This window comes from Pseudomonas sp. GW821-FHT07F01, from assembly GCF_059418825.1.
Window position 1 is genome coordinate 236695 of the sequence record NZ_JBWKQO010000007.1, and the last position, 24411, is coordinate 261105.

The 24411-nt window shown below is 62.3% G+C and carries 26 protein-coding genes; 15 read left to right on the forward strand and 11 right to left on the reverse strand.

Annotated elements, in window-relative coordinates:
* Positions 1 to 62: 62 nt before the first annotated feature.
* From lptB to AC07R1_RS26165, 5 genes are read right to left on the reverse strand one after another with little or no spacing between them, the layout of a single operon-like run.
* The gene (gene lptB, locus AC07R1_RS26145) at positions 63 to 788 is read right to left on the reverse strand and encodes an LPS export ABC transporter ATP-binding protein (RefSeq protein ID WP_011059270.1); all 726 of its coding nucleotides are present in this window, start codon (positions 786 to 788) and stop codon (positions 63 to 65) included.
* Positions 788 to 1333: a lipopolysaccharide transport periplasmic protein LptA gene (gene lptA / locus AC07R1_RS26150; protein WP_011059271.1), complete on the reverse strand. Its 546-nt coding sequence runs from the start codon at positions 1331 to 1333 to the stop codon at positions 788 to 790. The genes lptB and lptA overlap by 1 nt, the downstream gene beginning before the upstream one ends.
* Positions 1320 to 1892, reverse strand: a complete 573-nt coding sequence (gene lptC / locus AC07R1_RS26155) for an LPS export ABC transporter periplasmic protein LptC (protein WP_011059272.1) — start codon at positions 1890 to 1892, stop codon at positions 1320 to 1322. The genes lptA and lptC overlap by 14 nt, the downstream gene beginning before the upstream one ends.
* A 9-nt stretch (positions 1893 to 1901) precedes the next feature.
* Positions 1902 to 2426: a KdsC family phosphatase gene (locus tag AC07R1_RS26160; protein ID WP_011059273.1), complete on the reverse strand. Its 525-nt coding sequence runs from the start codon at positions 2424 to 2426 to the stop codon at positions 1902 to 1904.
* Entirely contained in the window at positions 2426 to 3400 is a 975-nt protein-coding gene (locus AC07R1_RS26165) for a KpsF/GutQ family sugar-phosphate isomerase (RefSeq protein WP_011059274.1), read from the reverse strand. The genes AC07R1_RS26160 and AC07R1_RS26165 overlap by 1 nt, the downstream gene beginning before the upstream one ends.
* Positions 3401 to 3664: 264 nt before the next feature.
* Here AC07R1_RS26165 and AC07R1_RS26170 point away from each other — a divergent pair, with 264 nt between their 5' ends.
* The 10 genes from AC07R1_RS26170 (at position 3665) to hisC (ending at position 11655) form a co-directional block, all read left to right on the forward strand.
* On the forward strand, positions 3665 to 4474 hold the full coding sequence (locus AC07R1_RS26170; RefSeq protein WP_011059275.1) for an ATP-binding cassette domain-containing protein: 810 nt from the start codon (positions 3665 to 3667) through the stop codon (positions 4472 to 4474).
* Positions 4474 to 5271 carry a lipid asymmetry maintenance ABC transporter permease subunit MlaE gene (gene mlaE / locus AC07R1_RS26175; protein WP_011059276.1) on the forward strand — a complete coding sequence of 266 codons (798 nt, stop codon included), beginning with the start codon at positions 4474 to 4476 and terminating at the stop codon, positions 5269 to 5271. The genes AC07R1_RS26170 and mlaE overlap by 1 nt, the downstream gene beginning before the upstream one ends.
* Entirely contained in the window at positions 5271 to 5738 is a 468-nt protein-coding gene (gene mlaD / locus AC07R1_RS26180; protein ID WP_011059277.1) for an outer membrane lipid asymmetry maintenance protein MlaD, read from the forward strand. The genes mlaE and mlaD overlap by 1 nt, the downstream gene beginning before the upstream one ends.
* Positions 5739 to 5749: 11 nt before the next feature.
* Positions 5750 to 6403, forward strand: a complete 654-nt coding sequence (locus tag AC07R1_RS26185; protein WP_011059278.1) for an MlaC/ttg2D family ABC transporter substrate-binding protein — start codon at positions 5750 to 5752, stop codon at positions 6401 to 6403.
* On the forward strand, positions 6400 to 6708 hold the full coding sequence (locus tag AC07R1_RS26190) for an STAS domain-containing protein (protein ID WP_011059279.1): 309 nt from the start codon (positions 6400 to 6402) through the stop codon (positions 6706 to 6708). The genes AC07R1_RS26185 and AC07R1_RS26190 overlap by 4 nt, the downstream gene beginning before the upstream one ends.
* A 116-nt stretch (positions 6709 to 6824) precedes the next feature.
* Positions 6825 to 7064: a BolA family protein gene (locus tag AC07R1_RS26195; protein ID WP_011059280.1), complete on the forward strand. Its 240-nt coding sequence runs from the start codon at positions 6825 to 6827 to the stop codon at positions 7062 to 7064.
* Positions 7065 to 7086: 22 nt separating this feature from the next.
* Complete coding sequence (murA, locus tag AC07R1_RS26200; RefSeq protein ID WP_011059281.1) at positions 7087 to 8352, forward strand: UDP-N-acetylglucosamine 1-carboxyvinyltransferase; 1266 nt, start codon at positions 7087 to 7089, stop codon at positions 8350 to 8352.
* A gap of 129 nt (positions 8353 to 8481) precedes the next feature.
* On the forward strand, positions 8482 to 9117 hold the full coding sequence (hisG, locus tag AC07R1_RS26205) for an ATP phosphoribosyltransferase (RefSeq protein WP_011059282.1): 636 nt from the start codon (positions 8482 to 8484) through the stop codon (positions 9115 to 9117).
* A 154-nt stretch (positions 9118 to 9271) separates the two neighbouring features.
* Positions 9272 to 10600, forward strand: a complete 1329-nt coding sequence (gene hisD / locus AC07R1_RS26210; RefSeq protein ID WP_011059283.1) for a histidinol dehydrogenase — start codon at positions 9272 to 9274, stop codon at positions 10598 to 10600.
* Between the two features lie 2 nt (positions 10601 to 10602).
* Entirely contained in the window at positions 10603 to 11655 is a 1053-nt protein-coding gene (hisC, locus tag AC07R1_RS26215; protein ID WP_011059284.1) for a histidinol-phosphate transaminase, read from the forward strand.
* Positions 11656 to 11688: 33 nt separating this feature from the next.
* Here hisC and AC07R1_RS26220 read toward each other — a convergent pair whose 3' ends face one another.
* The 3 genes from AC07R1_RS26220 to algW all read right to left on the reverse strand — a co-directional run bounded on the left by AC07R1_RS26220 (position 11689) and on the right by algW (position 15775).
* Positions 11689 to 12417 carry a DUF4198 domain-containing protein gene (locus tag AC07R1_RS26220; protein WP_495111095.1) on the reverse strand — a complete coding sequence of 243 codons (729 nt, stop codon included), beginning with the start codon at positions 12415 to 12417 and terminating at the stop codon, positions 11689 to 11691.
* Positions 12418 to 12429: 12 nt separating this feature from the next.
* Positions 12430 to 14535: a TonB-dependent siderophore receptor gene (locus AC07R1_RS26225; RefSeq protein ID WP_495111096.1), complete on the reverse strand. Its 2106-nt coding sequence runs from the start codon at positions 14533 to 14535 to the stop codon at positions 12430 to 12432.
* Between the two features lie 85 nt (positions 14536 to 14620).
* The gene (gene algW / locus AC07R1_RS26230; RefSeq protein ID WP_011059287.1) at positions 14621 to 15775 is read right to left on the reverse strand and encodes a Do family serine endopeptidase AlgW; all 1155 of its coding nucleotides are present in this window, start codon (positions 15773 to 15775) and stop codon (positions 14621 to 14623) included.
* Between the two features lie 102 nt (positions 15776 to 15877).
* On the opposite strand from algW, the gene AC07R1_RS26235 reads away from it, so the two are divergent.
* The 3 genes from AC07R1_RS26235 to cysN all read left to right on the forward strand — a co-directional run bounded on the left by AC07R1_RS26235 (position 15878) and on the right by cysN (position 19686).
* Complete coding sequence (locus tag AC07R1_RS26235; protein ID WP_019093347.1) at positions 15878 to 16636, forward strand: Nif3-like dinuclear metal center hexameric protein; 759 nt, start codon at positions 15878 to 15880, stop codon at positions 16634 to 16636.
* Positions 16637 to 16860: 224 nt separating this feature from the next.
* The gene (gene cysD / locus AC07R1_RS26240; protein WP_011059289.1) at positions 16861 to 17778 is read left to right on the forward strand and encodes a sulfate adenylyltransferase subunit CysD; all 918 of its coding nucleotides are present in this window, start codon (positions 16861 to 16863) and stop codon (positions 17776 to 17778) included.
* Between the two features lie 9 nt (positions 17779 to 17787).
* A complete protein-coding gene (gene cysN / locus AC07R1_RS26245; protein ID WP_495111097.1) occupies positions 17788 to 19686 on the forward strand; it encodes a sulfate adenylyltransferase subunit CysN in 1899 nt (632 codons plus the stop codon).
* Positions 19687 to 19807: 121 nt separating this feature from the next.
* Here cysN and yihG read toward each other — a convergent pair whose 3' ends face one another.
* The 3 genes from yihG to AC07R1_RS26260 are packed head-to-tail and all read right to left on the reverse strand — an operon-like array spanning position 19808 to position 23208.
* A complete protein-coding gene (gene yihG / locus AC07R1_RS26250) occupies positions 19808 to 20713 on the reverse strand; it encodes a 1-acylglycerol-3-phosphate O-acyltransferase, YihG family (RefSeq protein ID WP_011059291.1) in 906 nt (301 codons plus the stop codon).
* Positions 20714 to 22813: a phosphate acetyltransferase gene (pta, locus tag AC07R1_RS26255; RefSeq protein ID WP_019096051.1), complete on the reverse strand. Its 2100-nt coding sequence runs from the start codon at positions 22811 to 22813 to the stop codon at positions 20714 to 20716.
* Between the two features lie 56 nt (positions 22814 to 22869).
* Positions 22870 to 23208 carry a DUF3565 domain-containing protein gene (locus AC07R1_RS26260; RefSeq protein WP_011059293.1) on the reverse strand — a complete coding sequence of 113 codons (339 nt, stop codon included), beginning with the start codon at positions 23206 to 23208 and terminating at the stop codon, positions 22870 to 22872.
* On the opposite strand from AC07R1_RS26260, the gene AC07R1_RS26265 reads away from it, so the two are divergent.
* Both AC07R1_RS26265 and AC07R1_RS26270 read left to right on the forward strand, forming a co-directional pair.
* On the forward strand, positions 23177 to 23662 hold the full coding sequence (locus AC07R1_RS26265; RefSeq protein ID WP_047283947.1) for an FKBP-type peptidyl-prolyl cis-trans isomerase: 486 nt from the start codon (positions 23177 to 23179) through the stop codon (positions 23660 to 23662). The two genes, AC07R1_RS26260 and AC07R1_RS26265, sit on opposite strands and share 32 nt — an antisense overlap.
* A 121-nt stretch (positions 23663 to 23783) precedes the next feature.
* Positions 23784 to 24266, forward strand: coding sequence for a glutathione peroxidase (locus tag AC07R1_RS26270; protein ID WP_015634175.1), 483 nt, complete (start codon positions 23784 to 23786; stop codon positions 24264 to 24266).
* Positions 24267 to 24411 lie beyond the last annotated feature (145 nt).

The window sequence follows — 24411 nt, forward strand, 5'->3', positions numbered from 1 at the left end:
AATAAAGTTTGTAGGGTTTTATTGTTCCCGGCGCCCTGGCGTCCAGCCCAACACATCAGCCCTTACAGGCGGAACTCATGGCCCAGATAGACTTCCTTGACCAGTTCGTTGGCCAGGATGGTCTCGGAGTCGCCTTCGGCGATCAGTTGCCCGTCGTTGACGATGTAGGCGGTCTCACAGATGTCCAGGGTTTCCCGGACGTTGTGGTCGGTAATCAGCACCCCGATGCCCTTGGCCTTGAGGTGGTGGATGATCTGCTTGATATCGCCCACCGAGATCGGGTCGACACCGGCGAAGGGTTCGTCCAGCAGGATGAACTTGGGCGCGGTGGCCAGGGCCCGGGCGATCTCCACGCGGCGCCGCTCACCACCGGACAGGCTCATGCCGAGGTTGTCGCGGATGTGGTTGATGTGGAATTCCTGCAGCAGGCTTTCCAGTTCCTGGCGACGGCCGGCCTTGTCGAGCTCCTTGCGGGTCTCGAGGATGGCCATGATGTTGTCGGCCACCGACAGCTTGCGAAAGATCGAGGCTTCCTGGGGCAGGTAGCCGATACCGGCGCGTGCTCGGCCGTGCATCGGTTGGTGGCTGACATCCAGGTCGTCGATCAGGACGCGGCCCTGATCGGCCTGGACCAGGCCGACGATCATGTAGAAGCAGGTGGTCTTGCCGGCGCCGTTGGGGCCGAGCAGGCCGACGATCTGACCGCTGTCGATGGACAGGCTGACATCACGCACGACCTGGCGGCTCTTGTAGCTCTTGGCCAGGTGCTGAGCTTTCAGAGTTGCCATTACTGGGCCTTTTGCTCGTCGGTTTTCTTTTTCGGCTGGATGACCATGTCGATCCGCGGACGCGGCGCGGTAACCGAGCTGCCATTGGCGCGACCGGCGTTGGCAACCTGCTTGACGGTGTCGTAGACGATCTTCTCGCCTTCGGTGGTATTACCGTCGTTGATGACCTTGGCCTTGTCGATCAGCACGATGCGGTTCTGCTGGGCATGGTACTGGATGGTCACGGCGTAGGCCTGGACCGGTTTCGGGTCGGTCTGCTTCTGCAGTTGCTCGAAGTAGGCGAGGTTGCCCACCGAGGTCACCACGTCGATTTCACCGGTCTTGGACCGGGTGATGGTCACGGTGTTACCGGTGATCTTCATCGAGCCCTGGGTGATGATGACATCGCCCTTGTAGGTGGCCACGCCGTTCTTGTCGTCCAGCTGGGCGTCGTCGGCCTGGATGCGGATCGGCTGTTGGCTATCGTTCGGCAGAGCCCAGGCGCTCACGCTTCCCAGTGCTGCGCCCAGACTGAGCAAAATAGGGAGGGTTTTAACGAGCCTCATACTGTCCTCTTACGTTCGATAGCAGGTTCATCCTGCCGTCTTTCAAATACGCTTTCATTCCCTTGGCCGTAGTCACGCCGCCGGCGCCGTCGATTCTAACGGCTTGCTCGGTCTGCGCATATTGCTTCTGCGGGAATACTGTCATGCGGGTTGTGGTGATCAGCAGGTTGCGGTTGTGCTCGTCGGTGCGGGAAACCCGTACCGAATCGATCAGCTCGACCTCGGTGCCGTCCGGGTTGACCTCGCCGCGTTCGCTCTGGACATGCCAGGGGAACGTGGTGCCACGGTACATCTGCAGGTCCGGCTTGGTCAGCAGGGTCACTTCGCTGGCCTTGACGTGCTCGACCTTGTCCGAGGTCATTTCGTACTGCAGTTTGCCGTCGGGCAGGTACTGCACGCTGCGGGCGTTGATCACGTAGTAGTCAATGGCGCTTTCGTCGACCTGGGCCACCGGCTTGTCGAGGAAGCGTTCCGGGCTGATGTTCCAGTAACCGACCGCTGCGAACAGCAGGGCGATGGTCCCGAAGATCAGGATGTTGCGAATCTTTTTGCTCAGCATGGGAAGGCTCTATAAGTAAGCGGCATTGGCTGCTTCAAGGCGGTCCTGGGCACGCAGGATCAGTTCGCAGAACTCGCGGGCGGCACCTTCGCCGCCGCGGGCCACCGTGACGCCGTGGGCGTGTTCGCGGACAAACGCTGCGGCATTGGCCACCGCCATGCCCAGCCCCACGCGGCGGATCACCGGCAGGTCGGGCAAATCGTCGCCCAGATAGGCGACCTGTTCATAGCTTAGGCCCAGTTGGCCAAGAAGCTCGTCCAATACCACCAGCTTGTCTTCGCGGCCCTGGTACAGGTGGGGAATCCCCAGGTTCTTGGCTCGGCGCTCTACCACCGGGGTCTTGCGCCCGCTGATGATCGCCGTCTGCACGCCGGCCGCCATGAGCATCTTGATGCCCTGGCCGTCCAGGGTGTTGAAGGTCTTGAACTCGCTGCCGTCTTCGAGGAAGTACAGGCGCCCGTCAGTCAGCACGCCGTCGACATCGAATACCGCCAGCTTGATGTTTTTACCGCGTTGCAGCAGGTCGGCACTCATCACATCACTCCCGCGCGCAGCAGGTCGTGCATGTTCAAGGCGCCGATCGGCCGGTCTTCCTTGTCCACCACCACCAGGGCGCTGATCTTGTGGTCTTCCATGATTTTCAGGGCTTCGGCGGCCAGCATGTCGGCACGTGCGGTCTTGCCATGAGGGGTCATCACCGAATCGATGGTGGCATGGTGTATATCGATGGCCCGATCCAGGGTGCGACGCAGGTCGCCGTCGGTGAAGATCCCGGCCAGGCGGCCGTCGGCCTCCAGGATCACGGTCATGCCCAGGCCCTTGCGGGTCATTTCCATGAGCGCGTCCTTGAGCAGGGTGCCGCGTTGCACCTGGGGCAGATCGCTGCCTTCGTGCATGACGTTCTCCACCTTGAGCAGCAGGCGACGGCCCAGGGCACCACCCGGGTGGGAGAAGGCAAAGTCCTCGGCAGTGAAACCGCGGGCTTCCAGCAGCGCCACGGCCAGGGCGTCGCCCATGACCAGGGCGGCGGTGGTCGAGGAGGTCGGTGCCAGGTTCAGCGGGCAGGCTTCGTGCTCGACGTGGACGTTGAGGTTGACGTCAGCCGCCTTGGCCAGCGGCGACTCGGGGTTGCCGGTGAGGCTGATCAACTGGATGCCCAGACGCTTGATCAGGGGCAGCAGGGTGACGATTTCGTTGGTGGAGCCGGAGTTGGAGAGGGCCAGGATCACGTCATCGCGGGTAATCATGCCCATGTCGCCATGGCTGGCTTCGGCAGGATGGACGAAGAAAGCCGTGGTCCCGGTGCTGGCCAGGGTAGCGGCAATCTTGTTGCCGACGTGCCCGGACTTGCCCATGCCGACCACCACTACGCGGCCTTTGCTGGCCAGAATCATCTCGCAAGCGCGTACGAAATCTGCGTCGATATGGGGCAGCAAGCCTTCTACTGCCTGTAGTTCGAGGCGGATGGTGCGTTGTGCTGATTGAATCAGGTCGCTGGATTGGCTCATGTCTGAAATCGTATAGCCCGATGAAAAGGCGGCGATTATAGCGGTAATGAACAAATCCCTCACGCAAGTTCGTCAGGCTTTGTCTACCGGGCGCGAGGAAAGTCTGGTTTTTGCCTGTCGTCGACCTGAACGGGGGTGGCGTCGGCCTTGGGGGCTCCGTATCAGCAGTGATATAGTTCGCCGCCAGTTCGGCCTGCCCAGGGGCATGTACTCCCGGCAGGGAGCCAAGCGTCCGAGTGATAGGCTGCATCGCAAGGAGTTTAGATGAGTGCCGATAACGCCTACGCGGTCGAGCTGAAGGGACTGTCCTTCAAGCGCGGTACGCGCAGCATTTTCAATAACGTGGATATCCGTATTCCGCGGGGCAAGGTCACCGGCATCATGGGGCCTTCCGGCTGTGGGAAGACCACCCTGTTGCGCTTGATGGGCATGCAGTTGCGGCCCAGCAGCGGCGAAGTGTGGGTCAATGGCCAGAATCTGCCGAGCCTTTCGCGCAGCGATCTGTTCGACGCGCGCAAGCAGATGGGCGTGCTGTTCCAGAGCGGCGCACTGTTCACCGACCTGGACGTGTTCGAGAACGTGGCCTTTCCGCTGCGGGTGCACACCCAACTGCCGGACGAAATGATTCGTGACATCGTCCTGCTCAAGTTGCAGGCGGTGGGCTTGCGCGGCGCGGTCGACCTGATGCCCGACGAGCTGTCCGGCGGCATGAAGCGCCGGGTCGCCCTGGCCCGGGCGATTGCCCTGGATCCGCAGATCCTCATGTACGACGAGCCTTTCGTGGGCCAGGACCCCATTGCCATGGGCGTTCTGGTGCGCCTGATCCGGCTGCTCAACGATGCCCTGGGCATCACCAGCATCCTGGTTTCCCACGACCTGGCGGAAACCGCGAGCATTGCCGACTACCTCTATGTAGTGGGCGATGGCCAGGTGTTGGGCCAGGGAACTCCCGAAGAGCTGATGGACTCCGATAATCCGCGTATCCGTCAGTTCATGAAGGGCGATCCCGACGGCCCGGTGCCGTTTCACTTTCCAGCGACGGACTACCGCGCAGATCTTCTGGGGAAGCGCTGATGCGCAAAATATCGCTAATCGAGAGGGTTCGCCTCTTCGGTCGCTCAGGCATCGATGTCCTGGCGGTACTGGGGCGTTCCACGCTGTTCCTGTTCCATGCGTTGCTGGGCCGCGGTGGCATCGGCGGCAGCTTTGGCCTGCTGGTCAAGCAACTGCACTCAGTGGGCGTGATGTCCCTGGTGATCATTGTCGTGTCCGGGATCTTCATCGGCATGGTGCTGGCGCTGCAGGGCTTCAATATCCTTTCCAGCTACGGTTCGGAGCAGGCGGTGGGGCAGATGGTGGCCCTGACCCTGTTGCGGGAGCTGGGGCCGGTAGTGACTGCGCTGCTGTTCGCCGGGCGTGCCGGTTCGGCGCTGACCGCGGAAATCGGCAACATGAAGTCCACCGAGCAGCTCTCCAGCCTGGAGATGATCGGTGTCGACCCGCTCAAGTACATCATTGCGCCGCGCCTGTGGGCTGGCTTCATTTCCCTGCCATTGCTGGCGATGATTTTCAGCGTGGTGGGCATCTGGGGCGGTTCGTGGGTCGCTGTCGACTGGCTGGGAGTCTACGACGGCTCCTACTGGGCGAACATGCAGAACAGCGTGACCTTCAGTGGTGACGTGCTCAACGGTGTGATCAAAAGTATTGTTTTTGCGTTTGTAGTGACCTGGATCGCCGTTTTCCAAGGCTATGACTGTGAGCCCACTTCAGAGGGGATCAGCCGTGCCACTACCAAGACCGTGGTGTATGCCTCGTTGGCCGTACTCGGCTTGGACTTTATTCTGACCGCCTTGATGTTTGGAGATTTCTGATGCAAAACCGCACCCTGGAAATCGGTGTCGGCCTTTTCCTGCTGGCCGGCATCCTGGCTTTGCTGTTGCTTGCCCTGCGAGTCAGTGGCTTGTCTCCAACCGCGAGCACCGATACTTATAAACTTTACGCCTACTTCGACAATATCGCCGGTTTGACGGTCAGAGCCAAAGTGACCATGGCCGGCGTAACCATCGGCAAGGTCACGGCGATCGATCTGGACCGTGACAGCTTCACTGGCCGGGTAACGATGCAATTGGAAAAGCGCGTGGATAATCTGCCGACTGACTCCACTGCATCTATCCTGACTGCTGGCCTGTTGGGTGAGAAATACATCGGTATCAGCGTGGGCGGGGAAGAAGCCTTGCTCAAGGATGGTGGAACCATCCACGACACCCAGTCGTCGCTGGTATTGGAGGACCTGATCGGTAAATTCCTGCTCAATACCGTTAGCAAAGACGCCAAATGAGGAGTTTTTCGATGATCTCTATCTTGCGACGTGGCCTGTTGGTGCTGCTGGCGGCTCTGCCGTTGCTGGCCAACGCGGCAAGCACGCCTTCCGCGCATGATCTGGTGCAGGACACGACCACCCGTCTGCTCGCTGACCTGGCGGCCAATAAAGAGAAGTACAAGCAAAGCCCGAACGACTTCTACAATGCCTTGAACAGCATCGTCGGTCCTGTGGTGGATGCCGACGGCATTTCCCGCAGCATCATGACCGTCAAGTATTCGCGCAAGGCCACGCCGGAGCAGATGGTGCGCTTCCAGGAAAATTTCAAGCGCAGCCTGATGCAGTTCTATGGCAATGCCTTGCTGGAGTACAACAACCAGGGCATCACGGTTTCTCCGGCCAAGGATGAAAGCGGCACCCGCACCAGCGTCGATATGCAGGTCAAGGGCAACAACGGCGCGATCTACCCAGTGTCCTACACCCTGGAAAAGATCAACGACGAGTGGAAAGTGCGTAACGTGATCATCAACGGCATCAATATCGGCAAGCTGTTCCGTGATCAGTTCGCCGACGCGATGCAGCGCAATGGCAACAACCTGGACAAGACCATCGACGGCTGGGCCGGTGAGGTGGCCAAGGCCAAGGAAGTGACCGAAGACGCTGCACAAAAGGCTGCGCAATGAGTGAATCGGCCGTGCGCCTCGGTGATGCCGGGGAACTGTTGATCAGCGGCGTGCTGGATTACCGCAGCGGCCCGGGCCTGCGCAAGCAGGGCCAGGCGCTGATCAAGTCGAGCCAGGCACCGGCGCTGGTGCTCGATTGCTCGGCGGTGGAGAAGTCCTCCAGCGTCGGACTCGCGCTGCTGCTGGCCTTCATGCGTGATGGCCAGGCACTGGGCAAGGCGGTGAGCGTTCGTGCGCTGCCCGAGGACATGCGCGAGATCGCCGAGGTCTCCGGAGTCACCGAAATCTTCGCCCATCCCCAATAACCCACATCTCTATATAGAAGCCCCCCGTCAGAGTCCTGCTATGCGGGGTTCGCAGGCGCGGGGCTTTTTTGTATGATGTCCGACCCGCGCGCACAGGGCGCCGATTGAGGTTGAGCATGCAGGCCAACGAAGTGAAGAGCTTTCTTGAGGGAAAGCTGCCCGGAGCTCAGGTAGAAGTTGAGGGCGAAGGCTGCAACTTTCAGCTGAACGTGATTAGCGACGAACTGTCGGCCTTGAGCCCGGTGAAGCGTCAGCAGAGCATCTATGCCCATTTGAATCCATGGATTGCCGATGGCAGCATCCACGCGATCACCATGAAATTTTTCAGCCGCGCGGCCTGGGCCGAGCGCACCTGAGCCCAAGGGCGTCGAGACTGTTATGGATAAATTGATTATTACCGGCGGCGTTCGCCTTGATGGCGAGATCCGCATTTCCGGGGCCAAGAACTCCGCGCTGCCGATTCTGGCGGCAACCCTGCTGTGCGATGGCCCGGTCACCGTGGCCAACCTGCCGCACCTGCACGACATTACCACCATGATCGAGCTGTTCGGTCGCATGGGCATCGAGCCGGTGATCGACGAGAAACTCAGCGTCGAAATCGACCCGCGTACCATCAAGACCCTGGTGGCACCCTACGAGCTGGTGAAAACCATGCGCGCCTCGATCCTGGTACTGGGCCCGATGGTTGCCCGTTTCGGCGAAGCCGAAGTGGCCCTGCCTGGCGGTTGCGCCATCGGCTCGCGTCCGGTGGACCTGCACATCCGCGGCCTGGAAGCCATGGGCGCGGTGATCGACGTCGAAGGCGGCTACATCAAGGCCAAGGCGCCTGAGGGTGGCCTGCGCGGCGCGAATTTCTTCTTCGATACCGTGAGCGTGACCGGTACCGAGAACATCATGATGGCTGCAGCCCTGGCCCGTGGCCGCAGCGTGCTGCAGAACGCCGCTCGCGAACCAGAAGTCGTGGACCTGGCGAACTTCCTGATCGCCATGGGCGCGAAGATTTCCGGCGCCGGCACCGACACCATCACCATCGATGGCGTAGAGCGCCTGCATTCGGCGATCTACAAAGTGATGCCTGACCGTATCGAAACCGGCACCTACCTGGTGGCTGCAGCCGTCACCGGCGGCCGCGTCAAGGTCAAGGACACCGATCCAACCATCCTTGAAGCCGTTCTGGAAAAGCTCAAGGAAGCCGGCGCTGAAGTCACCACCGGCAGCGACTGGATCGAGCTCAACATGCACGGTAAGCGCCCCAAGGCGGTCAACGTGCGTACCGCTCCGTACCCGGCGTTCCCCACCGACATGCAGGCGCAGTTCATTTCCCTGAACGCGATTGCCGAAGGTACTGGCGCGGTGATCGAGACCATCTTCGAAAACCGCTTCATGCACGTCTATGAGCTGCACCGCATGGGCGCCAAGATCCAGGTCGAAGGCAACACCGCCATCGTTACCGGTACCGAAATCCTCAAGGGCGCGCCTGTCATGGCTACCGACCTGCGGGCTTCGGCCAGCCTGGTGATCTCGGCCCTGATGGCCGAAGGCGACACCCTGATCGATCGCATCTACCACATCGACCGTGGTTACGAGTGCATCGAAGAGAAGCTGCAGATGCTCGGCGCCAAGATCCGTCGCGTACCGGGCTAGTTGCATGACGGGCACAGGGAGGTGCCCACTGCCGAATCTGTTCCACGTCGAGCCTGTCTTCAGGCTCGACGCATGTCTGGCGCCGTTTGCGTCCGGGCATCAGTCGCCGCATAAGGACTTACGTTACTCATGTTGACCATCGCACTGTCCAAGGGCCGTATCCTCGACGACACGCTGCCGCTTCTGGCTGAAGCGGGCATCGTGCCAACCGAGAATCCGGACAAGAGCCGCAAACTGATCATCCCCACGACCCAGGACGATGTCCGCCTGCTGATCGTGCGTGCCACTGACGTGCCGACCTATGTCGAGCATGGCGCTGCCGACCTCGGGGTGGCCGGCAAGGACGTCCTGATGGAGTACACCGGCCAGGGCCTGTATGAGCCACTGGACCTGCAGATTGCCCAGTGCAAGCTGATGACTGCCGGTGCCATTGGCGCCGCAGAACCCAAGGGCCGCCTGCGCGTGGCCACCAAGTTCGTCAACGTAGCCAAGCGCTACTACGCCGAGCAGGGTCGTCAGGTGGACATCATCAAGCTCTACGGTTCCATGGAACTGGCGCCGCTGATCGGCCTGGCCGACAAGATCATCGACGTGGTCGACACTGGCAATACCCTGCGGGCCAACGGCCTGGAACCCCAGGAACTGATTGCTACCATCAGCTCCCGCCTGGTGGTCAACAAGGCATCGATGAAGATGCAGCACGCCCGTATCCAGGCGTTGATCGATACCCTGCGCAAGGCAGTGGAATCGCGACACCGCGGCTGATTCACATGCGTGGCCTTGAGCCGCGCCCATCTATCCGCGTCATAGCCAGAATGCTCAGGTGCCCACGCGGATGGCTTGGTAGTCTTGCGGCGCCTGAGCTTTGCAAATCCAAGCTTGCCCTTTTGTGCATTCGCCAATCATTGAGGCCTTCGCTATGACCGCTCCGACTGCAATTCGCCGACTCAACGCTGCCGACCCGGATTTCGCCCGTCATCTGGATCATCTGCTGAGCTGGGAAAGTGTCTCTGACGATTCGGTCAATCAGCGGGTGCTGGACATCATCAAGGCCGTGCGCGAGCGCGGCGATGCGGCGCTGGTGGAGTTCACCCAGCGTTTTGACGGCTTGCAAGTGGCCTCCATGGCAGACCTGATCCTGCCGCGCGAGCGCCTGGAGCTGGCCCTGACCCGGATCACCGTGGCCCAGCGCGAAGCCCTGGAAAAGGCCGCGGCGCGGGTGCGCAGCTACCACGAGAAGCAGAAACAGGACTCCTGGACCTACACCGAGGCCGACGGCACGGTGCTGGGCCAGAAGGTCACGCCGCTGGACCGCGCCGGGCTGTACGTACCGGGGGGCAAGGCGTCCTACCCGTCGTCGGTGCTGATGAACGCGATTCCGGCCAAGGTGGCGGGCGTTACCGAGGTGGTGATGGTGGTGCCGACCCCGCGTGGCGAGGTCAACGAACTGGTACTGGCTGCCGCCTGCATCGCCGGGGTCGATCGGGTGTTCACCATCGGCGGCGCCCAGGCCGTGGCCGCGCTGGCCTACGGCACCGAAAGCGTGCCCCAGGTGGACAAGGTTGTCGGCCCGGGCAACATCTATGTAGCCACCGCCAAGCGCCACGTGTTCGGCCAGGTCGGCATCGACATGATCGCCGGCCCGTCGGAGATCCTGGTGGTCTGCGACGGCCAGACCGACCCGGACTGGATCGCCATGGACCTGTTCTCCCAGGCCGAGCACGACGAAGACGCCCAGGCGATCCTGGTCAGCCCGGATGCCGAGTTCCTGGATAAAGTCGCGGCAAGCATCGCCAAGCTGCTGCCAACCATGGAGCGCGCGGAAATCATCAACACCTCGATCAATGGCCGTGGAGCCCTGATCAAGGTCCGTGACATGCAGCAAGCCATTGAAGTGGCCAACCGCATTGCCCCCGAGCACCTGGAGCTGTCCGTGGCCGACCCGCAAGCCTGGCTGCCGCAGATCCGCCACGCCGGGGCGATCTTCATGGGCCGCCACACCAGCGAAGCGCTGGGGGATTACTGCGCCGGGCCGAACCACGTGCTGCCGACTTCCGGCACCGCGCGTTTCTCGTCGCCGCTGGGGGTGTATGACTTCCAGAAACGTTCGTCGATCATCTTCTGCTCCGAGCAGGGCGCCTCTGAACTGGGCCGCACCGCCTCGGTGCTGGCCCGTGGCGAGTCGCTGACCGCCCACGCCCGCAGCGCCGAATACCGCATCGTCGATGACCAAGATCAGGGGCAATGAACATGAGCAAATTCTGGAGTCCGTTCGTCAAGAACCTGGTGCCCTACGTGCCGGGCGAACAACCCAAGCTGACCAAGCTGGTCAAGCTCAACACCAATGAAAACCCCTATGGCCCGTCGCCCAGGGCCCTGGCGGCGATGCAGGCCGAACTCAACGACAACCTGCGCCTGTACCCGGACCCCAACAGTGACCTGCTCAAGCAGGCGGTGGCCAGTTACTACGGGGTGCAGGGTAACCAGGTGTTCCTCGGCAACGGTTCCGACGAAGTCCTGGCGCACATTTTCCATGGCCTGCTGCAGCAGGAAAAACCGCTGCTGTTCCCGGACATCAGCTACAGCTTCTACCCGGTGTATTGCGGCCTGTATGGCATCGAGCACGAAGCGGTGCCACTGGACGAGCAGTTCCAGATTCGCGTGGCCGACTACGCCAGGCCCAACGGCGGGATCATCTTCCCCAACCCGAATGCGCCCACCGGCTGCCTGTTGGCCCTGGATGCGGTGGAGCAGATCCTCAAGGCCAGCCCGGATTCCGTCGTGGTGGTGGATGAGGCCTACATCGACTTCGGCGGCCAGACCGCCATCAGCCTGGTGGATCGCTACCCGAACCTGCTGGTGACCCAGACCCTGTCCAAGTCGCGCTCCCTGGCCGGCTTGCGAGTGGGCCTGGCGGTAGGGCACCCGGATCTGATCGAGGCCCTGGAGCGGGTCAAGAACAGCTTCAACTCCTACCCGCTGGATCGCCTGGCGATCGTCGGAGCGGCGGCGGCTTTCGAGGACCGCGAGTACTTCGCCAAGACCTGCCAGCAAGTGATCGACAGTCGCGAATGGGTGGTGGCGCAGTTGCAGGCCAAGGGCTTCGAAGTGCTGCCGTCGGCGGCCAACTTCATCTTTGCCCGCCACCCGCGGCACGACGCAGCCGGCCTGGCGGCCAAGCTGCGCGAGCAAGGGGTGATAGTGCGCCACTTCAAGCAGCAGCGGATCGCTCAGTTCCTGCGGATCAGCATCGGCACACAGGAACAGAACCAGGCGCTGATCGACGGCCTGGGCGAGCTGTAGTCCAGGCGCCTGGCTTCCGAGGCGGCCGTACCTTCATTCGTGGTGCGGCTCGCCGAGGAAGGTCAGGGAGCTGAACAGGCCGCGTGAGGCCACATCCGGGTTGTCCTTGAGCACTACCTCCAGCTCTGCGGCAATCACGTTCAAGCCTTCGTTCCTCACCAGCACTTGGGCACGTCCCTGGGCATCGGTCTCGGTGCTCAGGGTGCTCGGTGCATTGCGGTAATCGCCAATCAACTTCACCCCGGCCACCGGCTTCCCATCCAGCAGCACCCGCACCGGCAGGTTCTTGCCCGGGCCGACGGTCAGCGGGTCGACTTCCGGCAGGATCACCAGCTTGAGCTGTTCCAGCTTGGGCAGCTTCGCTCCCGGTTGATAGATCGCCAGGCTGTACTTGTAGGTGTGAGTCGAGGCGATGGCCCCCGGGACCTTGCTGCGACCCTGGTTGACCCAGCGCTTGTCCGCGGTTTGCGACCAGGGGCCGTTGTCCAGTGCCACGGCCAGTACCGCCGGTGGTTTGAGCGGTTGCAGGCGTGCGTGGTCCGCCAGGCGTTGCACGGTCACCGGAATCATTCTGGCCGCGCCGTCATAGGCCCAGGCACCGCTGATTTTCTTGGCCTTGAAGGCGTCGTCTTCGGCGCCGTGGCCGTAGATCACTTCGATATTGCCGCGTCGTTGTTCGGTCCACAGGCCGTGGGCCGAGGCCTGGGTGGCGCCCAGTGTGGCGAGCAGGCCCAGCAGGGCAATGGATTTGAGGCTGTGCATGGCGGCTCTCTTCTACAGGTTGAGTGTGAGGCTGAGGGTGAAATTGCGCGGTTCGCCGGGATTGACCCAGTAGTTGCTGTAGGAGCGTTCGTAGTACTTCTCGTCGAACAGGTTGTTCAGGTTCAGGCCCAGGGTCAGGTTGTCGCTGGCCTTGTAGTGGGCCAGCAGGTCCAGGGTGCGGTAGGCGGGCAGCTCGAAGCGGCCTCCGGCCTCGCCCGAGCGGTCGCCGACATAGGTCAGGGCTGCGCCGATGTCCGAGCCCTTGAGCCGGCCGTCCTGGAATTCATAGACCCCCAGCAGGCTGGCGCTGTGCTTGGCCACGCCGAGAATGCGGCTGCCGGCGGGGATTGCCGGGTCGCCCTTGGTGACTTTCGCATCAATCAGCGCATAGGCGCCTATCACGCGCACCGCGTCGGTCAACTGGCCGCTGAACTGCAGGTCGAAGCCCTGGCTGCGGGCCTTGCCCATGGCGCGGCTGGAGTCGGTGCCGGGGTCCAGGGCCAGGACGTTTTCCTTGTCGATATGGAAGGCGGCGAGGGTGGCGCTCAAGCGCTCGTCGAACAGCTCGCTCTTGATCCCCACTTCATAGCCGACGCCTTCCTCGGGCTTGAAGGTCTTGCCGCCCGCATCCAGCCCATTGTTGGGCTTGAACGAGGTGGAGGCGTTGGCGAACAGCCCCACCTGCGGGGTCAGTTGGTAGAGCAGGCCGGCGCGCTGGGTCAGGGCATCGTGGTTCTGGCGGCTGCGCTTGCCGGTGGTGTGGTCGTCGATCTTTTGCTCGAAGTGTTCAAAGCGGGCGCCGACCATGCCTCGCAGGCGGTCAGTGAAGATGATCTGGTCCTGCAGGTTGAGGGCCTGGCTTTCGACATGCTCGAAAAAGTCCGTGCCAGAGCGTTTGCCGTTGGGCTTGGCCTGACCGTAGATCGGGTCGTAGATATCGATGGCATAGGCGCCGCCGGCAATGCTGGTGACCCGCTCGTTCTTGCGGTAGTTCTCGTATTCGCTGCCGATCAGCAGTTCATGCTGCCAACTGCCGAGGTCGAACAGGCCGCGCAGTTCCAGCTGGGTGATGCTGTCATGCCAGTTGTTGTCGCGCTCGCGGTAGCGCCGGTTGACCGTGTGCCGGTCGGCGTTCAGCGGTCGGGTTTCGGAGGCGAAGCCCCAGAGCTTGCCTTCCTTGTAGTGGCTGGCCAGACGCAGTTTCCAGCTGTCATTGAGGTGGTGTTCCAGGGTGGCCTGGAGCATGTTGTTGTGGTTGTCGATGTTGCCGTCATCGGGTTCGCCGAGGAAGGTCGAGCGGGAGACGCCGCTCCAGCGATTGTTCGGGGCCACGATGCCGCGGTCGAAGGTCGAGCTGTGGCGCACCCATTCACTTTCCAGCAGCAGGCTGGTGTCCGGGTTCAACTGCCAGCTGAAGGAAGGCGCGACGAACACCCGGCGGCTGTCCACGTGGTCGCGAAAGCTGTGGTTGTCCTCCACGGCCAGGTTGACCCGGGACAGCAGGTTGCCCTGGGCATCCAGCGGGGTGTTGAGGTCCAGGGCGGTACGGTAGCGGTCCCAGCTGCCAGCACTGGTCTGCAAGGTCGCGAAGGCTTCGGGCTGGGGTTTCTTGGTGACGATATTCACCGTGCCGCCGGGGTCGCCACGGCCATAGAGGCTGGCGGCCGGCCCCTTGAGCACTTCGATGCGCTCGACAGTGGCGGCGTCCGGGGTGCTGGGATAGCCGCGGTTGGCGCTGAAGCCGTCCTTGTAGAACTCCGAGGTGGTGAAGCCGCGCACGCTGTATTCATACAGGGTCAGCCCGCCGAAGTTGTTCTGCTTGGAAACCCCGCCGGCAAACTCCAGGGCGCGTTCGACGTTGTTGCTGCCCAGGTCCTTGAACACGCTGGCGGGGATCACGCTGATGGATTGGGGAATGTCGCGGATCGCCGTATCGGTCTTCGTCGCGCTGGCCGAGCGTGTGGCCCGATAGCCCTTGACCCGGCCCGTGGCGGATTCGTATTCGGTGCTGATACGGGTGGTTTCAAGTTCCAGCGGCTCAGGTTCTTTGGCCAGCAGCGGATCTGCCAGCAGGCCCAGGGTCAGGCCTGCCAAGGGGAGGATTCTTCGGGACGTCATGGGGCTGTTCCAATAGCGATATTGAAACAATATAACATGACTAATGAGAATGTATGCTGTTAGCCCGGCATGGCCGGGCCCAGCTTCACTCTTCTTCTTTGACGGGCGCGGGCGGTGGTCGCAGGCCGATTTCTGCCGTCAGCTTGAGTTCCTTGCCGTTGCGCATGACCAGGATCGAGACTTTGTCCGTCGGTTTGATCCGCGCCACCTGGTTCATCGAACGCCGGCCGTCGCCGGCAGGTTCGCCATCGATACTGAGGATCACGTCACCCAGTTGCATCCCGGCTTTCTGCGCCGGGCCGTCGCGGAAGATCCCCGCCACCACGATTCCCGGGCGCCCGGCCAGGCCGAAGGACTCTGCCAGCTCCTGGGTCAAGGGTTGCACTTCGATCCCCAGCCAGCCGCGGATGACCTGGCCGTGCTCGATGATCGACTTCATCACTTCCATGGCCAGCTTGATCGGGATCGCAAAACCGATGCCCTGGGAGCCGCCGGACTTGGAGAAGATCGCGGTGTTGATCCCGGTCAGGTTGCCGTTGGCGTCCACCAGGGCGCCACCGGAGTTGCCCGGGTTGATGGCGGCGTCGGTCTGGATGAAGTCTTCGTAGTTGTTCAGGCCCAGCTGGTTGCGCCCGGTGGCACTGATGATGCCCATGGTCACGGTCTGGCCGACCCCGAACGGGTTGCCGATGGCCAGCGCGACGTCGCCGACGCGGACGTTTTCCGAACGGCCGACGGTGATCGAAGGCAGGTTCTTCAAGTCGATCTTGAGCACCGCCAGGTCGGTTTCCGGATCGCTGCCGATCACCCGGGCCAGGGTCTCGCGACCGTCCTTGAGTGCCACCACGATCTGCTCGGCACCGGAGGTCACATGGTTGTTGGTCAGCAGGTAGCCCTCGGGGCTCATGATCACCCCCGAGCCCAGGCTCGATTCCATGCGCTGCTGCTTGGGCAGGTTGTCGCCGAAGAAGCGCCGGAACTGCGGGTCTTCAAAGAGCGGGTGAGCCGGCTTGTTGATGACCTTGGTGGTGTACAGGTTGACCACCGCGGGCGCGGCGATCACCACGGCGTCGGCGTAGGACACCGGCCCCTGTTGCGTGCTGGTGGTTTGCGGGGCTTGCTGCAGATTGACGTCGAGGCTGGGCAGGCCCACCCATTGCGGGTAGCGCTGGATAATCAACAACGCGATAAGCACGCCGGCCAGTAGCGGCCAGCCAAAAAAACGCAGAGCCTTGAGCATTGAGCAAGTCCTGGGTGGTTACGAAGGGCTGCGCACGGCCCATAATGTCGCGCATTATACGAGGCCGCGCGTGCCTCTGAACGGGATATTTAGGAGTCTTTTATGGCCGTTGCCCTGAGCACACTGGTGGAAGAAGCGGACCGCTACCTGGGCAGTTCACGTATTGCCGACTACTGCCCCAATGGCCTGCAGGTCGAAGGGCGCCCGCAGGTGATGCGCATCGTCAGTGGGGTGACCGCCAGCCAGGCGTTGCTGGACGCTGCGGTGGAGGCCAAGGCCGACCTGGTGCTGGTGCATCACGGCTACTTCTGGAAGGGCGAGAACCCCTGCATCACCGGCATGAAGCAGCGTAGGCTGAAAACCCTGCTCAAGCACGACATCAGCCTGCTGGCCTATCACCTGCCCCTGGACCTGCACCCGGAAGTGGGCAACAACGTGCAACTGGCCCGTCAGCTGGACATCACCGTGGAAGGCCCGCTGGACCCGGAAAACCCCAAGGTCGTCGGCCTGGTGGGTTCCCTCGGCGAGCCGATGACCGCGCGGGACTTTGCCCGCCGGGTGCAAGAGGCAATGGGGCGAGAGCCGCTGCTGATCGAAGGCAGCGAGATGATCCGTCGGGTCGGCTGGTGCACCGGTGGCGGCCAGGGCTACATCGACCAGGCGGTGCAGGCCGGCGTCGACCTGTACCTCAGTGGCGAAGCCTCGGAGCAGACCTTCCACAGTGCCCGGGAAAACGACATCAGCTTCATTGCCGCCGGCCATCACGCCACCGAGCGTTATGGCGTCCAGGCCCTGGGTGACTACCTGGCTCGGCGCTTCGCCCTGGAGCACCTGTTCATCGACTGCCCCAACCCCATCTGACCCCCGGCAGGAGCCGGCTTGCCGGTCAGCCCGAAGGTGCGCTTGAAAGCGCCTTCGCTGGCAAGCCAGCTCCTGCAGAGCGGCGCCTGGGGCCTAACGGAGCGGTATATTCATATACCGTTTCGTTCTAGTTGGCTCCCTGATTAGAAGCAGGTCGCTGTGCTAGCATGCCCCGCTCGAACACGGCCCGATGGCCGTCCATAAGAAAGCTTTCGTGAGTAGCCATGGTCGACAAACTGACGCATCTGAAACAGCTGGAGGCGGAAAGCATCCACATCATCCGCGAGGTGGCCGCCGAGTTCGACAACCCGGTGATGCTGTACTCCATCGGTAAAGACTCCGCCGTGATGTTGCATCTGGCTCGCAAGGCGTTCTTCCCCGGCAAGCTGCCGTTCCCGGTGATGCACGTCGATACCCAGTGGAAATTCCAGGAAATGTACAAGTTCCGCGACCGCATGGTCGAAGAGCTGGGCCTGGACCTGATCACCCACGTCAACCCGGATGGCGTGGCCCAGGGCATCAACCCTTTCACCCACGGCAGTGCCAAGCACACCGACATCATGAAGACCGAGGGCCTCAAGCAGGCTCTGGACAAACATGGTTTCGACGCCGCGTTCGGCGGTGCCCGCCGCGATGAAGAGAAGTCCCGCGCCAAGGAGCGCGTCTACTCGTTCCGCGACAGCAAGCACCGCTGGGACCCGAAGAACCAGCGCCCCGAGCTGTGGAACGTCTACAACGGCAAGGTCAACAAGGGCGAGTCGATCCGTGTGTTCCCGCTGTCCAACTGGACCGAGCTGGACATCTGGCAGTACATCTACCTCGAAGGCATCCCGATCGTGCCGCTGTACTTCGCCGCCGAGCGTGAAGTGATCGAGAAGAACGGCACCCTGATCATGATCGATGACGAGCGCATCCTCGAGCATCTGTCCGATGAAGAGAAAGCCCGCATCGTCAAAAAGAAAGTACGTTTCCGTACCCTTGGCTGCTACCCGTTGACGGGCGCGGTGGAGTCCGAGGCCGAGAGCCTGACGGACATCATCCAGGAAATGCTCCTGACGCGAACTTCCGAGCGCCAGGGCCGAGTCATCGACCACGATGGCGCCGGCTCAATGGAAGACAAGAAACGTCAAGGTTATTTCTAAGGGGCTGTCATGTCGCATCAATCTGATTTGATCAGCGAGGACATCCTCGCGTACCTGGGCCAGCACGAACGCAAGGAGCTGCTGCGCTTTTTGACCTGCGGTAACGTCGACGACGGCAAGAGCACCCTGATCGGGCGCCTGCTGCACGACTCGAAGATGATCTACGAAGACCATCTGGAAGCCATCACCCGGGACTCGAAGAAGGTCGGCACCACCGGTGACGACATCGACCTGGCGTTGCTGGTCGACGGCCTGCAGGCCGAGCGTGAGCAGGGCATCACCATCGATGTCGCCTACCGCTATTTCTCCACCGCCAAGCGCAAGTTCATCATCGCCGACACCCCCGGCCATGAGCAGTACACCCGCAACATGGCCACCGGTGCATCCACCTGTGACCTGGCGATCATCCTGGTGGACGCCCGCTACGGCGTGCAGACCCAGACCCGTCGCCACAGCTTCATCGCCTCCCTGCTGGGCATCAAGCACATCGTCGTGGCCATCAACAAGATGGACCTCAAGGACTTCGATGAAGGCGTGTTCGAATCGATCAAGGCCGACTACCTGAAGTTCGCCAAGGGCCTGAAGCTGCAGCCCACCAGCCTGCACTTCGTGCCAATGTCGGCGCTCAAGGGCGACAACGTGGTGAACAAGAGCGATCGCTCGCCCTGGTACACCGGCCAGTCGCTGATGGAAATCCTCGAGACCGTGGAAGTGGCCGGCGACCGCAACTTCACCGACCTGCGTTTCCCGGTGCAGTACGTCAACCGTCCGAACCTGAACTTCCGTGGTTTTGCCGGCACCCTGGCCAGCGGCATCGTGCACAAGGGCGACGAGATCGTCGTGTTGCCGTCGGGCAAGAGCAGCCGGGTCAAGTCCATTGTCACCTTCGAAGGTGAACTGGAGCAGGCCGGCCCGGGCCAGGCCGTGACCCTGACCATGGAAGATGAAATCGATATCTCCCGCGGCGACCTGCTGGTGCATGCCGACAACGTGCCGCCGGTCACCGACAGCTTCGAAGCCATGCTGGTATGGATGGCCGAAGAGCCGATGCTGCCGGGCAAGAAGTACGACATCAAGCGCGCCACCAGCTATGTGCCGGGCTCGATTGCCAGCATCCATCACAAGGTCGATGTGAACACCCTGGAAGAGGGCGCGGCCAGCGCGCTGCAACTGAACGAGATCGGCAAGGTCAAGATCAGCCTCGACGCGCCGATTGCCCTGGATGGTTACGAAAGCAATCGCACCACCGGTGCTTTCATCGTCATCGACCGCTTGACCAACGGCACCGTCGGCGCCGGCATGATCATCGCCCAGCCGGTGGCCCATGGCAGCGTCACCCAACACGGCAAGCTGGCTCATGTAGCCACCGAAGAGCGTGCCCAGCGTTTCGGCCAGCAACCGGCTACCGTGCTGTTCAGCGGCCTGTCGGGTGCGGGCAAGAGCACCCTGGCCTACGCGGTCGAGCGCAAGCTGTTCGACATGGGGCGCGCGGTGTATGTGCTCGATGGCCAGAACCTGCGGCATGACCTGAACAAGGGCCTGCCCCAGGACCGTGCCGGGCGTACCGAGAACTGGCGGCGCGCGGCCCATGTGGCCCGTCAGTTCAACGAAGCCGGGCTGCTGACCCTGGCGGCGTTCGTGGCACCGAGTGCCGAAGGGCGCGAGCAGGCCAAGGACCTGATCGGCAAGGAGCGTCTGCTGACGGTCTACGTCCAGGCATCGCCTGCGGTGTGCGCCGAGCGTGATCCGCAGGGCCTGTACGCGGCCGGCGGGGATAACATCCCGGGCGAGTCCTTCCCCTATGACGTGCCGCTGAATGCCGATCTGGTGATCGACACCCAGTCGCTGTCGCTGGAAGAAAGCGTCAAGCAGGTGCTGGACCTGTTGCGCAGCCGCGGCGCGATCTAAGCCATAGCAAAAAAGCCCGCAGCCGAGTGATCGGCTGCGGGCTTTTTTGTGCGCTTCAGATAGCGTTCGCCGGTAAGTAGGGTGCAGACCCGCAGGAGCTGGCTTGCCAGCGAAAAGGCCCTCAGGGTCTTGCCGGATACTCCCGATGCAGCGTTTCGAGCAGCGCATCCTTGTCCAGCCACTGCTGGTTGATCCAGCCCTGGAATTCCTGGCGATAGGCCGTGTCCTGCTCGTAGTTCTTGCCAAGGAACTGCGCCGGGATCTGCACCTCTTCGAAACGCACCACCACATCCTTGACCCTGCCGCACAGCAGGTCCCAGAAACCGGGGCGGCCCGCCGGGTAGTGGATGGTCACATCGATGATCGACTGCAGTTGCTCGCCCATGGCATCCAGGACAAAGGCGATGCCGCCGGCCTTGGGCTTGAGCAGGTAGCGGAACGGCGATTGCTGCTGGGCGTGCTTGGCGTCGGTAAAGCGCGTGCCCTCGACGAAGTTGAAGATGCCCACCGGGTTGTTGCGAAACTTCGCACAGGTCTTGCGCGTGGTTTCCAGGTCCTTGCCTTTCTTTTCCGGGTGCTTCTCCAGGTACGCCTTGGAGTAGCGCTTCATGAACGGAAAGCCCAGGGCCCACCAGGCCAGACCAATCACCGGCACCCAGATCAGCTCCTGCTTGAGGAAGAACTTCAGGGGGCGGATACGCCGGTTGAGCACGTACTGCAGGACCATGATGTCGACCCAGCTCTGGTGGTTGCTGGTGACCAGGTAGGAGTGCTGGTAATCCAGGCCTTCCAGGCCCTGCACGTGCCAACGGGTACGGCATACCAACTGCATCCAGGCCTTGTTGTTGCTGATCCAGGCTTCGTGGGTGTGGTTCATCAGCCACAGGCTCAAGCGCTGGGTGAGGGCGAAGGGCAGGGCCTTGACCAACGCCACGCAGAACAGGAACGAGCACAGCAGGATGGTGTTCAGCGCCAACAGGAGCGAGGCGATGACTCCGCGCACCACGGCAGGTAGAAATTCCAGCATTTAGACATCCATAGGTCGGTTGGCGGCTTGAATCGCGGTAAGGGCGATGGTGTAGACGATGTCGTCCACCTGGGCGCCCCGGGGCAGGTCGTTCACCGGCTTGCGCAGGCCTTGCAGCATCGGCCCCAGGCTCACGCAATCGGCGCTGCGTTGCACCGCCTTGTGGGTGGTGTTGCCGGTGTTGAGGTCAGGGAACACGAAGACCGTGGCCTTGCCCGCGACCTGGCTGTTAGGGGCCAGTTGCCGGGCGACGTTTTCGTTGGCCGCGGCGTCGTATTGCAACGGCCCGTCGATCAGCAGCGAACGCTGGGCTTCGTGGGCCAGCAGGGTGGCTTCGCGAACTTTCTCCACTTCCTCGCCGCTGGCCGAGTCGCCGCTGGAGTAGCTGATCATCGCCACGCGCGGGGTGATACCGAAGGCGGCTGCCGAGTCGGCGCTCTGCAGGGCGATTTCCGCCAGCTCGCTGGCGCTGGGGTGCGGGTTCATCACGCAGTCGCCATACACCAGCACTTCCTCGGGGAACAGCATGAAGAACACCGAGGACACCAGGCTGCAGCCCGGCGCGGTCTTGATCAACTGCAGGGCCGGGCGGATGGTGTTGGCAGTGGAGTGGATGACCCCGGAAACCAGGCCATCGACTTCATCCAGGGCCAGCATCACCGTGCCGATCACCACCGGATCTTCCAGCTGCTGCTCGGCCATGGGAGCGTTGAGGCTCTTGCTCTTGCGCAGGGCCACCATGGGCTCCACATAGCGTTGGCGAATCAGGTCCGGGTCGAGAATCTCCAGGCCTTCGGGCAGTTCGATGCCCTGGGCCCGGGCCACCGCGTGCACGTCCTCGGGCTTGGCCAGCAGCACGCAGCGGGCGATGCCCCGGGCCTGGCAGATGGCGGCGGCCTGCACGGTCAGCGGCTCGCTGCCTTCGGGCAGGACGATACGCTTGTTGGCCTGCTGGGCGCGCTGGATCAACTGGTAGCGGAACACCGCAGGTGACAGGCGCATTTCCCGTGGGGTGCCGCAGCGCTGGTGCAGCCAGTTGGCGTCCAGGTGACTGGCGACGAAGTCGGTGATGATTTCCGCGCGCTCGCGGTCATCGATGGGAATTTCCTTGTTCAGGCCATTGAGCTGGTTGGCGGTGTCGTAGGATCCGGTGCTCACCGAAAGCACTGGCAGGCCGGCGTTCAGGGCGCCCCGGCAGAGCTCCATGATCCGCGGGTCGGGCAGGGTGTCGCTGGTCAGCAGCAGGCCGGCCAGGGGCACACCGTTGATGGCCGCCAGGCTCACGGCGAGGATGATGTCGTCACGGTCGCCCGGGGTCACCACCAGCACGCCGGGCTTGAGCAGTTCCACGGTGTTGCGCATGGTGCGGGCGCAAATGATGATCTTGGTCATGCGCCGGCTTTCGTAGTCGCCGGCGTTGAGCACCTGGGCGCCCATCAGGTCCGCTACGTCACGGGTGCGCGGCGCGTTCAGTTCCGGTTGGAAGGGAATGCAGCCCAGCAGGCGGAAGTCGCCGCTGCGCAGCAAGGGCGAATGTTCCTTCAAGCGCGCGGAAAAAGCCTCCATGCTTTCGTCGGTGCGCACCTTGTTGAGGATCACCCCCAGCACTTTCGGGTCCCGCGGGCCGCCGAACAGCTGGGCCTGCAACTCGACCCGGCCGGACAGCTCGGTGAGCACTTCGTTTTCCGGGGCGGATACCAGGATCACCTCGGCATCCAGGCTTTTTGCCAGGTGCAGGTTGACCCGGGCGGCGTAGCTGGCACTGCGGGTCGGCACCATGCCTTCGACGATCAATACATCCTTGCCGATGGCTGCCTGCTGGTAGAGGGTGATGATTTCTTCCAGCAACTCATCCAGCTGGCCGTCGCCGAGCATCCGCTCCACATGGGCCAGGCCCAGGGGTTGTGGCGGTTTCAGGCCATGGGTGCGCGCCACCAGTTCGGTGGAACGCTCGGGGCCGGTGTCACCGGGGTGAGGTTGGGCTATGGGTTTGAAGAAGCCGACCTTGAGGCCAGCCCGTTCCAGCGTACGCACCAGCCCGAGGCTGATGGAGGTCAGACCCACTCCAAAATCGGTGGGCGCGATGAAAAAAGTTTGCATGCGAATTCTCAGAAGGTGCATGGCAAAGGCGACGGTCTTTGGCCGTCTGCCTGAAGTCAGGCGCTAAGGTTATCGTTATCCGGGGCTTGAGCACACCAGCCGCAGGCAAAGCGCTGGCCTATTTTTTTGGCTCGCAACTGCGGCTCCAGGACCCAGGCCCGGGACTGCCAGGGCGGTTGGTGGCGCAGGTGCTGGGTATGCCCGCAGGACAGTTCAGCCACCCAATGGCCTTCTTCATCCTGATGAAAACCGCAGATTGTCGAGTGATTTTTCACGTTCCGTTGGTCCGGGTTCCGTTCGCTTTCGAGCGATTGCTTCGCTAAACTTGGACGTTCTTCATTCTTATGCAAAAGGTCCCGCCCCATGCTGATCGCCGCCAATAAGGCTGTCTCCATCGACTATACCCTCACCAACGACGCTGGTGAGGTCATCGACAGCTCTGCCGGCGGCGCCCCGCTGGTTTACCTGCAAGGCGCAGGTAACATCATCCCTGGTCTGGAAAAGGCCCTGGAAGGCAAGCAAGTTGGTGATGAACTGAAAGTCTGCGTAGAACCTGAAGATGCCTACGGCGAATACGCTGCCGAACTGGTCAGCACCCTGAGCCGCAGCATGTTCGAAGGCGTCGACGAGCTGGAAGTGGGCATGCAGTTCCACGCTTCCGCTCCGGACGGCCAGATGCAGATCGTGACCATCCGTGACCTGGACGGCGACGACGTGACCGTCGACGGCAACCACCCGCTGGCCGGTCAGCGCCTGAATTTCCAGGTCAAGATCGTTGCCATCCGTGACGCCAGCCAGGAAGAAATCGCCCATGGTCACGTCCATGGCGAAGGTGGCCATCACCACTGATTTTCTGCGCTAAGCTCAAGTTTGCTGGAGAGGCGCCCGAGGGCGCCTTTTTAGTCCGCGGCTTTTGGCTGTACTGTCGAGAGGCTGTTTTCTGTAAGAACACAGGAATTTGGAGTTCGTCATGAGTGCTTTTCACGACCTTAAATTGAAAGCCCTGGATGGTCAGGAGCTGCCGCTCGCGCCCTTCAAGGGGCACGTCGTGCTGGTGGTCAACGTCGCCTCCAAATGTGGTCTGACACCACAATATGCGGCGTTGGAGAATCTCTACCAGCAATACAAGGCCCAGGGATTCAGCGTGCTGGGGTTGCCCTGCAACCAGTTCGCCGGGCAGGAACCGGGCACCGAGCAGGAGATTCAGGAGTTTTGCAGCCTCAACTACGGGGTGACCTTTCCCTTGAGCAGCAAGCTGGACGTGAACGGTCCCGAGCGCCATCAGCTGTACCGCCTGCTGGCGGGCGAAGGGGCAGAGTTTCCCGGGGACATCACCTGGAACTTCGAGAAATTCCTGCTGGGCAAGGACGGTCGGGTACTGGCGCGTTTCTCGCCACGTACCGCTCCCGATGATCCGACAGTGATCCAGGCCATTGAAAAAGCCTTGAGCTGAACCCGCGCCGGGCCCCTGTTTCACGCCGCTTCAATGCGGCGTTTTTGCATCTAAATCACTCAAATCAATAGTGCTGTGCAGCGCATTGAGGGGTGAATATTATCCCCATCATAAGTGCGCCGGGGCCGGTACCTGGCGCAGTCTT

Bases quoted from the DNA above. Each gene is read 5' to 3' on its own strand.
- AC07R1_RS26220 (WP_495111095.1), bottom strand. From the start codon at position 12,417: ATGCACAGCCTCAAATCCATTGCCCTGCTGGGCCTGCTCGCCACACTG.
- algW (WP_011059287.1), bottom strand. From the start codon at position 15,775: ATGCTCAAGGCTCTGCGTTTTTTTGGCTGGCCGCTACTGGCCGGCGTG.
- AC07R1_RS26270 (WP_015634175.1), top strand. From the start codon at position 23,784: ATGAGTGCTTTTCACGACCTTAAATTGAAAGCCCTGGATGGTCAGGAG.
- AC07R1_RS26170 (WP_011059275.1), top strand. From the start codon at position 3,665: ATGAGTGCCGATAACGCCTACGCGGTCGAGCTGAAGGGACTGTCCTTC.
- mlaD (WP_011059277.1), top strand. From the start codon at position 5,271: ATGCAAAACCGCACCCTGGAAATCGGTGTCGGCCTTTTCCTGCTGGCC.
- mlaE (WP_011059276.1), top strand. From the start codon at position 4,474: ATGCGCAAAATATCGCTAATCGAGAGGGTTCGCCTCTTCGGTCGCTCA.
- hisG (WP_011059282.1), top strand. From the start codon at position 8,482: ATGTTGACCATCGCACTGTCCAAGGGCCGTATCCTCGACGACACGCTG.
- AC07R1_RS26235 (WP_019093347.1), top strand. From the start codon at position 15,878: ATGGCCGTTGCCCTGAGCACACTGGTGGAAGAAGCGGACCGCTACCTG.
- hisC (WP_011059284.1), top strand. From the start codon at position 10,603: ATGAGCAAATTCTGGAGTCCGTTCGTCAAGAACCTGGTGCCCTACGTG.
- murA (WP_011059281.1), top strand. From the start codon at position 7,087: ATGGATAAATTGATTATTACCGGCGGCGTTCGCCTTGATGGCGAGATC.
- AC07R1_RS26225 (WP_495111096.1), bottom strand. From the start codon at position 14,535: ATGACGTCCCGAAGAATCCTCCCCTTGGCAGGCCTGACCCTGGGCCTG.
- AC07R1_RS26265 (WP_047283947.1), top strand. From the start codon at position 23,177: ATGCTGATCGCCGCCAATAAGGCTGTCTCCATCGACTATACCCTCACC.
- AC07R1_RS26260 (WP_011059293.1), bottom strand. From the start codon at position 23,208: ATGGAGACAGCCTTATTGGCGGCGATCAGCATGGGGCGGGACCTTTTG.
- cysN (WP_495111097.1), top strand. From the start codon at position 17,788: ATGTCGCATCAATCTGATTTGATCAGCGAGGACATCCTCGCGTACCTG.
- hisD (WP_011059283.1), top strand. From the start codon at position 9,272: ATGACCGCTCCGACTGCAATTCGCCGACTCAACGCTGCCGACCCGGAT.
- cysD (WP_011059289.1), top strand. From the start codon at position 16,861: ATGGTCGACAAACTGACGCATCTGAAACAGCTGGAGGCGGAAAGCATC.
- lptC (WP_011059272.1), bottom strand. From the start codon at position 1,892: ATGCTGAGCAAAAAGATTCGCAACATCCTGATCTTCGGGACCATCGCC.
- yihG (WP_011059291.1), bottom strand. From the start codon at position 20,713: ATGCTGGAATTTCTACCTGCCGTGGTGCGCGGAGTCATCGCCTCGCTC.
- pta (WP_019096051.1), bottom strand. From the start codon at position 22,813: ATGCAAACTTTTTTCATCGCGCCCACCGATTTTGGAGTGGGTCTGACC.
- AC07R1_RS26160 (WP_011059273.1), bottom strand. From the start codon at position 2,426: ATGAGTGCCGACCTGCTGCAACGCGGTAAAAACATCAAGCTGGCGGTA.
- AC07R1_RS26185 (WP_011059278.1), top strand. From the start codon at position 5,750: ATGATCTCTATCTTGCGACGTGGCCTGTTGGTGCTGCTGGCGGCTCTG.
- AC07R1_RS26165 (WP_011059274.1), bottom strand. From the start codon at position 3,400: ATGAGCCAATCCAGCGACCTGATTCAATCAGCACAACGCACCATCCGC.
- AC07R1_RS26195 (WP_011059280.1), top strand. From the start codon at position 6,825: ATGCAGGCCAACGAAGTGAAGAGCTTTCTTGAGGGAAAGCTGCCCGGA.
- lptB (WP_011059270.1), bottom strand. From the start codon at position 788: ATGGCAACTCTGAAAGCTCAGCACCTGGCCAAGAGCTACAAGAGCCGC.
- lptA (WP_011059271.1), bottom strand. From the start codon at position 1,333: ATGAGGCTCGTTAAAACCCTCCCTATTTTGCTCAGTCTGGGCGCAGCA.
- AC07R1_RS26190 (WP_011059279.1), top strand. From the start codon at position 6,400: ATGAGTGAATCGGCCGTGCGCCTCGGTGATGCCGGGGAACTGTTGATC.